2 protein-coding genes and 1 pseudogene are annotated in these 1,632 nt (G+C 67.6%); all 3 read left to right on the forward strand.

Features of this window, described 5'->3' with window-relative positions; genetic code table 11:
* A pseudogene (locus tag WB785_RS23860) lies at window positions 1-127 on the forward strand (WXG100 family type VII secretion target); the annotation flags it as partial.
* 3 nt (window positions 128-130) lie between these two features.
* On the forward strand, window positions 131-1,018 hold the full coding sequence (locus WB785_RS23865; protein WP_424082431.1) for an ESX secretion-associated protein EspG: 888 nt from the start codon (window positions 131-133) through the stop codon (window positions 1,016-1,018).
* A gap of 74 nt (window positions 1,019-1,092) precedes the next feature.
* Window positions 1,093-1,632, forward strand: a 540-nt coding sequence (gene eccD / locus WB785_RS23870; protein ID WP_424082433.1) for a type VII secretion integral membrane protein EccD, incomplete at its 3' end; no start/stop codon positions are given.

Genomic DNA, 1,632 nt, shown 5'->3' on the forward strand with positions numbered 1-1,632 from the left:
GGCGCAGTGGAATCAGGCCATGGAGCAGTTGGTGTTGGCCTATCGGGCGATGGCCGGCACGCATGAGAACAACACCACCTCGATGCTGGCCCGCGACCAAGCCGAAGGCGCCAAATGGGGCGGCTAGTAGATGGCTGCTCAGCCTAACGCCGTCGAGCTCACCGTCGACCAGGCGTGGTTTATCGCCGAAACCGTTGGGGCCGGAACGTTCCCATGGGTATTGGCGATCACCACGCCCTACACGGACGCCGCTGAGCGGGGCGCGTTTCTCGATCGGCAGGCCGCCGAACTGACCCGGATGGGCATGATGTCCTCGGACGGTGCGGTCAACCCGGCGGTCGCCGACTGGATTCGGCAGGTGTGCTTCCCGGACCGCTGGCTGGACCTGCGCTACGTAGGATCCGGCGCGGCATCCGGTGCCGACGAGCTGCTGCGCGGGATCATCGCGCGGCGCGGCGACGGCACCCGTGGGACCGCTAGAACCCAGAAAACCGTAGTGGCGCTGCGCAACGCGCAGCTGGTGACGTTTACTGCGATGAATATCCACGACGCTCGCGCGCTGGTGCCGGTGCTGGGGGTCGGGTTGGCGCAACGTCCACCCGCGCAATTCGACGAGTTCAGCCTCCCGGCCCGGGTTGGCGCCCGGGCTGACGAGCGACTGCGGAACGGCGCGTCGCTCACCGAAGTCGTTGACTACCTGGGTATCCCGCGGTCCGCGCGGCCGGTGGTCGAGTCGGTGTTCACCGGGCCGCGCAACTACGTTGAGATCGTCGCGGGCTGCCGACACAGCGGCCGGCACGCCAGCACCGAGGTCGGGGTGAGCATCGTCGACACCACGGCGGGCAGAGTGCTGGTCAGCCCCTCGCGTGCCTTCGACGGCGAATGGATATCGACATTTCGCCCCGGAACCCCGTTCGCGATCGCCCTCGCCGTCGAGCAGCTCATCGGCGAGTTGCCGGATGGCGACTGGTTCCCGGGTAACCGGGTGTCCCGAGACTTCAGTACACAGTCGAGCTAACGAGCCGGCTGAGCTTCAAGAGAAAGAGAACCAATGTCCTACCAAGCGGACCCCCCAAGCCTGAGGAGCCGGTGATGTCCAGCGCTGTCATGCCCATCGTGCGGGTCGCCATCCTTGCTGAAAGTCGGCTGACCGAGATGGCGCTGCCCGCAGAGCTGCCGCTTCGCGAAATCCTGCCTGCGGTGGAGCGTTTGGTGGTTCCCGCCGTCCAAGACGGTGAGGTGAACGGGGCAGACAACGGCTCAGTCACACCCGCTCGGCTCAGCCTTGCTCCGGTCGGCGGGGCGCCGTTTAGCCTCGACGCCAGCCTGGACACGGTCGGCGTCGTCGATGGTGATCTGCTGGCGTTGCAGCCGATCCCCGCCGGGTCGGCCGCACCCGGGATTGTCGAGGACATCGCCGACGCGGCAGTGATCTTCTCGACCGCCCGGCTGAAGCCTTGGGGTACCGGCCACATTCAGCGCGGCGCCCTTGCCGCGGTCGTTGGACTAATCTGGGCAGCAACCGGTCTGGCCGCGACCCACCGAGTGGCTACCGGCGCGCTGGCCGGGCTGATCGCGGTCGGCGCGATCGCGGTACTCGCCGCGCTGGGTGGCTTGGCGTCGCGTTCACCC

The organism is Mycobacterium sp. (genome assembly GCF_049585075.1).
GTDB lineage: Bacteria > Actinomycetota > Actinomycetes > Mycobacteriales > Mycobacteriaceae > Mycobacterium.